6 protein-coding genes and 1 pseudogene are annotated in these 6859 nt (G+C 68.4%); 6 read left to right on the top strand and 1 reads right to left on the bottom strand.

Annotated features, from left to right (window positions below):
- Positions 1 to 328: GntR family transcriptional regulator (locus tag VGD93_RS05845; protein ID WP_395010129.1), on the bottom strand; the 328-nt coding region annotated here is incomplete at its 3' end.
- 234 nt (positions 329 to 562) lie between these two features.
- On the opposite strand from VGD93_RS05845, the gene VGD93_RS05850 reads away from it, so the two are divergent.
- From VGD93_RS05850 to VGD93_RS05875, 6 genes and pseudogenes are all read left to right on the top strand, one after another.
- Positions 563 to 1396, top strand: coding sequence for a MurR/RpiR family transcriptional regulator (locus VGD93_RS05850; protein WP_395010131.1), 834 nt, complete (start codon positions 563 to 565; stop codon positions 1394 to 1396).
- A 22-nt stretch (positions 1397 to 1418) separates the two neighbouring features.
- A complete protein-coding gene (locus VGD93_RS05855; RefSeq protein ID WP_395010133.1) occupies positions 1419 to 2663 on the top strand; it encodes a diaminopropionate ammonia-lyase in 1245 nt (414 codons plus the stop codon).
- On the top strand, positions 2660 to 3892 hold the full coding sequence (locus VGD93_RS05860) for a Zn-dependent hydrolase (RefSeq protein ID WP_395010135.1): 1233 nt from the start codon (positions 2660 to 2662) through the stop codon (positions 3890 to 3892). Before VGD93_RS05855 ends, VGD93_RS05860 begins: the two co-directional genes overlap by 4 nt.
- Before the next feature lie 76 nt (positions 3893 to 3968).
- Entirely contained in the window at positions 3969 to 5564 is a 1596-nt protein-coding gene (locus tag VGD93_RS05865) for an ABC transporter substrate-binding protein (RefSeq protein ID WP_395010137.1), read from the top strand.
- Positions 5561 to 6502 (top strand): ABC transporter permease, encoded by a 942-nt coding sequence (locus VGD93_RS05870; protein ID WP_395010139.1) that lies wholly within the window; start codon positions 5561 to 5563, stop codon positions 6500 to 6502. Before VGD93_RS05865 ends, VGD93_RS05870 begins: the two co-directional genes overlap by 4 nt.
- A gap of 15 nt (positions 6503 to 6517) precedes the next feature.
- Positions 6518 to 6859: pseudogene (locus VGD93_RS05875) on the top strand (hypothetical protein); the annotation flags it as partial.

Consider the following 6859-nt stretch of genomic DNA (forward strand, 5'->3'; position numbering starts at 1 on the left):
CGCGCTCGATGCTCAGCTTCAGCGCCATGGTCTCGAGCTCCTTGCGCATGAAGCTGATATCCATGAGCTTGGCGCGCGACACCGGCGCGACGCGAAAGCCGCGATGATCCTCCGAGACCACGAGCCCCTCGCTCGCCAGGCGGAACAGTGCCTCGCGAAGCGGGCTGAGGCCCACATCGTAGCGCGCCCTGATCTCGTCGAAGCGCAGCCGCAGGCCCGGCTTCAGCGCCCCACTGACGATGTCGGCACGCAAGCGCTCGCGGACGTCGCTCGCCAGCGTCCGCGCTGAAAAATCATCCTGCGAGGGTGTGGCCGATTGAATAGTCATTTGATGTTTTCGGCTCCGCGAGTATAAGTTTCGAAAATATGAGTTAGAAGCGACCCACATTCAACCGTCAAGTCCCGCCTGACAACGAATTTCACCAGGCCCCCAAGAGGCGGAGGCACACGCCCGTGCGGCGCCGGCGCGCGCCGGCGCGAGAAATGCTTCTGGGAGAATCCGCTTGATGAAATGCAGATTTCATCATAGACCTACGCGAAATGTATATTTCGTGAGGCCGAAGTGTCGATCCGGAACCGCATTCTCGAAATCCTCGACGACCTGCCCGCGGCCGAACGGCGGCTGGCCGACGTGGTTCTGGGCCACCTGGACACGATCGCGCTCTATACCGCCAACGAGCTGGCCGAGCGGGCGCGCGTCTCGGGGGCGACGGCGGTACGCTTCTTCCGGCGCCTCGGCTTTGCCAGCTTCAACGACTTCCGCCTCGAAGGACGCGGCCAGATCGAGGACGGCGCGCCGCTCGAACGGCTGAATGCCGGCTCGCTGTCGGACGATATGTCCCGCTTCGTGGCCGGCGACGCGCGCAACATCGCTGCCACCTTCGATGCGCTGCCGCCCGGGCAGGTCGACAGTTTCGTCGCCCAGGCGCTGGCGGCGCGCCATGTCTGGGTCATCGGCTTTCGCAACGGCCAGATCCTGGCCGCCTATGCCCACTCCCTCTTGCAGCAGCTGCGCTCAGACGTACGCCAACTCGTCGGCACCCAGCCGCATGTGAGCGAGGTGATGGCCGAGATCGAAACCGGCGATCTCGCCATCGTCATGGATTTTCGCCGCCGCTCGGTCCTGCTGCCCAAGGTCGTGAGCCATCTGCGCAGCGAAGCGGTGGTGGTCGCCTTCCTCACCGATGGGCTGGAGCCGCCGCTGACGCGTCAGGGCGACATCGCCTTCACGGTGCAGACCTCCGGTGCCGGCCTGTTTGATTCCCACGCGGCCACGCTGAGCCTGATCAATTACCTCGCCAATCGCCTGGCACGCGCGGCCGAAGGTGCCGTCGCCCGCAAGCTTGACCGCATCGAGGCGATCCATCGCAGCTTCCGCGATTTGCGGTCCGAATAGACATCGTTAGGAGAAAACGCCCATGAACCCACAGGTGCTGACGTCGGGGCGCGTCCGGCTGTTCCTCAACCCCGCTGCCGATGCGCCGCAGCAGGCCTATCGCGACGCGCACCGCGAGATCCTCTCGCGTCGGGGCTTCGAGGCGGCGCGCGCGGTCATCGCCAGCTGGCCCGGCCATGCCGAAACCAGGCTGCTGGCGCTGCCGGGCCTCGCCCGAGAACTGGGCCTCGGGCGCATCGACTACAAGGACGAATCCACCCGCTTCGGGCTGGGCAGCTTCAAGGCCCTGGGCGGCGCCTATGCCGTGAACCGCCTGTTGCTGCGCGAGCTGTCGCAGCGCACCGGGCGCAGCGACCTGAGCTTTGCCGACCTCTCACGGCCGGAATTCCGCGACCTGATCGCCGGCATCACCGTGTGCTGCGCAACCGACGGCAACCATGGCCGGTCGGTGGCCTGGGGCGCCCACAACGCCGGCTGCGCCTGCGTCATCTACATCCATGAGACGGTGTCGACCGGGCGCGAGGCCGCGATTGCGGCCTTCGGCGCCAAGGTCGTGCGGGTTCGGGGCAATTACGACGACGCGGTGCGCCGCGCCGCTCAAGACGCCGCCGACTACGGCTATTTCGTCGTCTCGGACACCTCCTATCCGGGCTACATGGACGTCCCGCGTGACGTCATGCAGGGCTATTCGGTCATGGTGCAGGAGGCGCTCGACCAGCTCGGCGACGCCCCGGCGCCCACGCACGTCTTCATCCAGGCCGGGGTCGGCGGGCTCGCCGCCGCTGTCGCCGCCCATCTGTGGGAGACGCTCGGCCCGGCACGCCCGCGCATCATCGTGGTGGAGCCGGAAAAGGCCGATTGCCTGTACCAGAGCGCGCTGGCCGGCAAGCCGGTCGCCGTCGGAGGCGAGCTGGATACCGTGATGGCCGGGCTCGCCTGTGGCGAAGTCTCGCTGCTCGCCTGGGACATCCTGCAGCCGGGCAGCTTCGCATTCATGCTCGTCCCCGACGACGCGGCCCTCGCCGTCATGCGCCGCCTGGCCAACGGCGAGGGCGGCGACCCGCCGATCGTCGCCGGCGAATCCGCCGTGGCCGGCGTGGCCGCCGGCATGGCGGCCGCCCAAGATCCGGCCATGGCCGCGGCCCTGGGGCTTGGACCCGACAGCCGGGTGCTGTTCTTCGCCTCCGAGGGCGACACCGATCCTGAGCTGTACCGGCAGATCACCGGCCGGACCGCGGCCGAAGTCCGCTCGGGAGCCGGCAAGTGAGCGGCCAGCTGCAGATCGACGGGCCGGGCCTGCTCGCCCGCATCCAGGCGCTGGGCCGCATCGGCGCCCTCGCGGGAGGCGGGGTCTGCCGCCTGGCGCTCAGCGAGGAGGACCGCCGGGGCCGCGACCAGCTGGTCGCCTGGATGCGCGAGCTGGAGCTCGAGGTATCCATCGACCGCATCGGCAATATCGTCGGCACCCTGGCCGGCCGGCGCGACCTCGCCCCGGTCATGATGGGCTCGCATATCGACACGGTGGCGACGGGGGGCCTCTATGACGGCGCCCTCGGCGTGCTGGCCGGGCTCGAGGTCGTCGCCGCCTTGCGCCGGGCGGGCATCACGCCCGAACGCCCGGTGCAGGTGGCGGCCTTCACCAACGAGGAAGGGTCGCGTTTCGCCCCCGACATGATGGGCAGCCTCGTCTATCAGGGCGACCTGCCGCTCGAGGCGGCTCTCGACACCGTCGGCATCGACGGCACCAGCGTGCGCGCGAACCTCGAGCGCATCGGCTATGCCGGACCGGCGCCGGTCGGCGTCGGCCGGCCGCATGCCTATCTCGAACTCCACGTCGAACAGGGGCCGGTGCTCGAGCACGAAGGCCTCGAGGTCGGCGCCGTGACCGGGGTCCAGGGCATCTGCTGGACCGAGTTCACCGTCAGCGGCGTCTCCAACCACGCCGGCACCACGCCGATGCGCCTGCGCCACGACGCCGGCGCGGTCTTCGTCGAGATCGCCCGCTTCGTGCGCACGCTCACCCAGCGCTACGGCGCCGGGCAGCTGGGGACCGTCGGCCATTGCCGGCTGCACCCCAACCTCGTCAACGTCATCCCGGCCGAGGCCATCTTCACCGTCGACCTGCGCAACACCGACAAGCTGGCCCTGGATGGGGCCGAAGCCGAATTGCTGGCCTTCGCCGCCGAGGCCGCGGCCCAGGAGGGGGTGGAAATCACCCACCGTTCCCTCGCCCGCTTCGATCCCGTGGCCTTCGCCCCCGCGCTCGTCGACCTCGTCGAGCGCAAGGCGCAGGGCCTGGGCCGCAGCGTGCGACGCCTGCCCTCGGGCGCCGGACACGATGCCCAGATCATGGCGCGGCTCTGCCCAGCCGCGATGATCTTCGTGCCCAGTGTCGGCGGCCTCAGCCACAACCCCGCCGAATACACCAAGGACGCAGACCTGATCACCGGGGCGCAGATCCTGCTGGAGGCGCTGTTCGACCTTTCCGCTGCCTGAACGGAGCGGACAAGCCCGGTGCCAGCCGGCGCAAGACCTGCGGCACCGCACCTACCACACCAAGGGAGTACCATTGATGACAACCCTCAAATGCCGCCCAACCCGTCGTGCCGGCCTTTCCTTGCTGGCCCTGGCGGTCTCGGGCCTGGCGCTGGTGGCGCAGCCGACGCTGGCCGAGACCACCCTGACCGCCGTCATGGAAGCGCCGCTGCGCTCGCTCGACCCGGTGATCACCACCTCCTACATCGTGCGCAACTACGGCTACATGGTCTATGACACGCTGCTGGCCGTGGACGCCGAAGGCAATGTCCAGCCGCAGATGCTGGAAGGCTGGAGTGTCAGCGACGACGGCAAGAGCTATACGTTCACGCTGCGCGACGGCCTGACCTGGCACGAAGGCGGCGCCGTGACCGCGGCCGATGCCGTGGCCTCGATCAAGCGCTGGATTCAGCTCGACAAGATGGGGCAGGTGCTGTCCCAGTTCGTCACCGGGATCCGGGTGGTCGACGAGGCCAGCTTCGCCATCGACCTCACCGTCGCCTCGGACCTGGTGCTGCGGGCGCTGGCCAAGCCGTCGTCGCTGCCGGCCTTCATCATGCCCGCCGCCGTGGCCGAGACGCCGGTCAGCGAGGCGATCACCTCCTCCAACGGCTCGGGCCCGTTCCGCTTCGCGGCCGACGAATACAATCCCGGTGTGCGCGCCGTCTTCCTGCGCAACGATACCTACGTCCCGCGTGACGAGCCGGCCAGCGGCCTCGCCGGTGGCAAGCTGGTCCATGTCGACCGGGTCGAGTGGGTGGCGATGCCCGACGCCATGACCGCGGTCAACGCCTTGCGCAACGGCGAGATCGACCTGATCGAGCAGGTGGCGCTCGATCTGCTGCCGCTGCTCGAGGGCGAGTCCGACGTCACGCTGTCGACCTCGGTGATCCGCGGCGGCCAGAGCGAGGGGCGCTTCAACTTCACCCAGCCGCCCTTCAACGACCCGCTGGCCCGCCAGGCGGCACTGATGGCGCTCGACCAGACGGCGATGATGCAGGCGCAGGTGGGCAATCCCGACTACTTCCAGACCTGCGGCGCGGTCTTCGGCTGCGCCAGCCAGTTCCCGTCGGACGCCGGCTCGGAGCCCTACTTCAAGGGCGACATCGAAGGGGCCAAGGCCCTGCTGGCGCAATCCGGCTACAAGGGCGAGCCGCTGGTGCTGCTCCACCCGACCGACTTCCTCACCGGGCCGCTGGTGCCGGTGATGGCCCAGTCGCTGCGCCAGGCCGGCTTCACCGTCGACATGCAGAGCATGGACTGGCAGACGGTGCAGACGCGCCGAACCTCCAAGGCCCCGGCCGCGGAGGGGGGCTGGAGCATCCTGACCACCTATTCGGGCCTTGCCGACATCGGCAACCCGCTGAGCTTCATGGCGATTGCCGCCAATGGCGAGAAGGCCTGGTTCGGCTGGCCCGACTTCCCCGCCATCGAGGCCTTGCGCCTTGAATTCGCCCAGGCCGCCAACGCCGAGGAGGCCCAGCGCATCGCCACCGAGATCCAGAAGCTCGCCATGCAGGAAGGCCTGCTGATCCCCCTGGGCGAGTTCAAGGTGATCACCGCCGCGCGCAGCAACGTCACGGGCTTCCTCGACAGCGCGGTTCCCGTGTTCTGGAACGTGGAAAAGCAATGATCGGGATGATCGCACGGCGGCTGATCGCCACCCTACCGGTACTCGTTGTGGTGGCGGTCGTCATCTTTGCGGTCCTGCGGCTCACGCCCGGCGATCCGGCCACGCTTGTGGCCGGAGACGCCGCCACGCCGGAGCAGGTCGAGGCCATCCGCCGCAACATGGGGCTGGACCAGCCGGTGATCGTGCAGTTCGGGCGTTGGGTCGGCGACATGCTGCGCGGCGATTTCGGCATCTCCCTGATCTCGGGCAAGCCGGTGTCGGAGCTGATCCTGAGCCGCATGGGGGCCACCGTGTCTCTGACCATCCTCACCCTGCTCTTCACCCTGCTGGTGTCGCTGCCGGTTGGCGTGCTGTCGGCGTGGTACCAGGGCAAGGCCCTCGACCGGGCGGTGATGGCCGGCTCGGTGGTCGGCTTCTCGGTGCCCGTGTTCATCGTGGCCTATCTGCTGATCCTGGTGTTCGCCATCGAACTGCGCTGGCTGCCGGTGCAGGGCTACAAGCCGCTCGCCGCCGGGCTGTGGGAGCACCTGCGCCACCTGATCCTGCCGGCGATCTCGCTCAGCACGGTCTATATCGCCCTGATCACCCGCATCGTGCGCACCAGCGTGATCGACACGCTCGGCGAGGACTATATCCGCACCGCCCGGGCCAAGGGCCTGCCGGAATGGTCGGTCCTGTCGCGCCACGCCCTGCAGAATGCCGCGGTGCCGATCCTGACCATCATCGGCATCTCGATCACCATGCTGATCGGCGGCGTGGTGGTGACGGAGTCGGTGTTCAACATCCCCGGCCTTGGCCGGCTGGTGCTCGATTCCGTGCTGTCGCGCGACTTCACCGTGATCCAGACACTGATCGTGCTGTTCTCGCTGGTCTACATTCTCATCAACCTGCTGATCGACATCTCCTATACGCTCGTCGATCCGCGGATCCGCTCCTGAGGAAGGGGCCCGCTCATGTCCGTCTCCATCCTGTCGAAAATGCGCGAGAGCGGCCTTCTGGCCGGCTGGGCCACCCGGCTCGCCCTGTTCATCCTGCTGCTGATCGCATTGATGGCCACCTTCGCGCCCTGGCTGGGCACGGTCGATCCGACCGTGCTCGATCCGTCGATCCGCCTGCAGGGGCCGTCGGCCGAACACTGGCTCGGAACCGACGCCCTGGGGCGCGATCTCTACTCGCGCATCGTCTACGGCGCGCGCGTCTCCTTCGTGGTCGGCTTCGGCGTGCTTGCGATCACCGCGATCGTCGGCGTGTTCTTCGGCGCGGTCGCGGGCTATTTCCCGGCTGCCGATGCCATG

This window comes from Devosia sp., assembly GCF_036406155.1.
Classification (GTDB): domain Bacteria; phylum Pseudomonadota; class Alphaproteobacteria; order Rhizobiales; family Devosiaceae; genus Devosia_A.

Bases quoted from the DNA above. Each gene is read 5' to 3' on its own strand.
- VGD93_RS05855 (WP_395010133.1), top strand. From the start codon at position 1,419: ATGAACCCACAGGTGCTGACGTCGGGGCGCGTCCGGCTGTTCCTCAAC.
- VGD93_RS05865 (WP_395010137.1), top strand. From the start codon at position 3,969: ATGACAACCCTCAAATGCCGCCCAACCCGTCGTGCCGGCCTTTCCTTG.
- VGD93_RS05870 (WP_395010139.1), top strand. From the start codon at position 5,561: ATGATCGGGATGATCGCACGGCGGCTGATCGCCACCCTACCGGTACTC.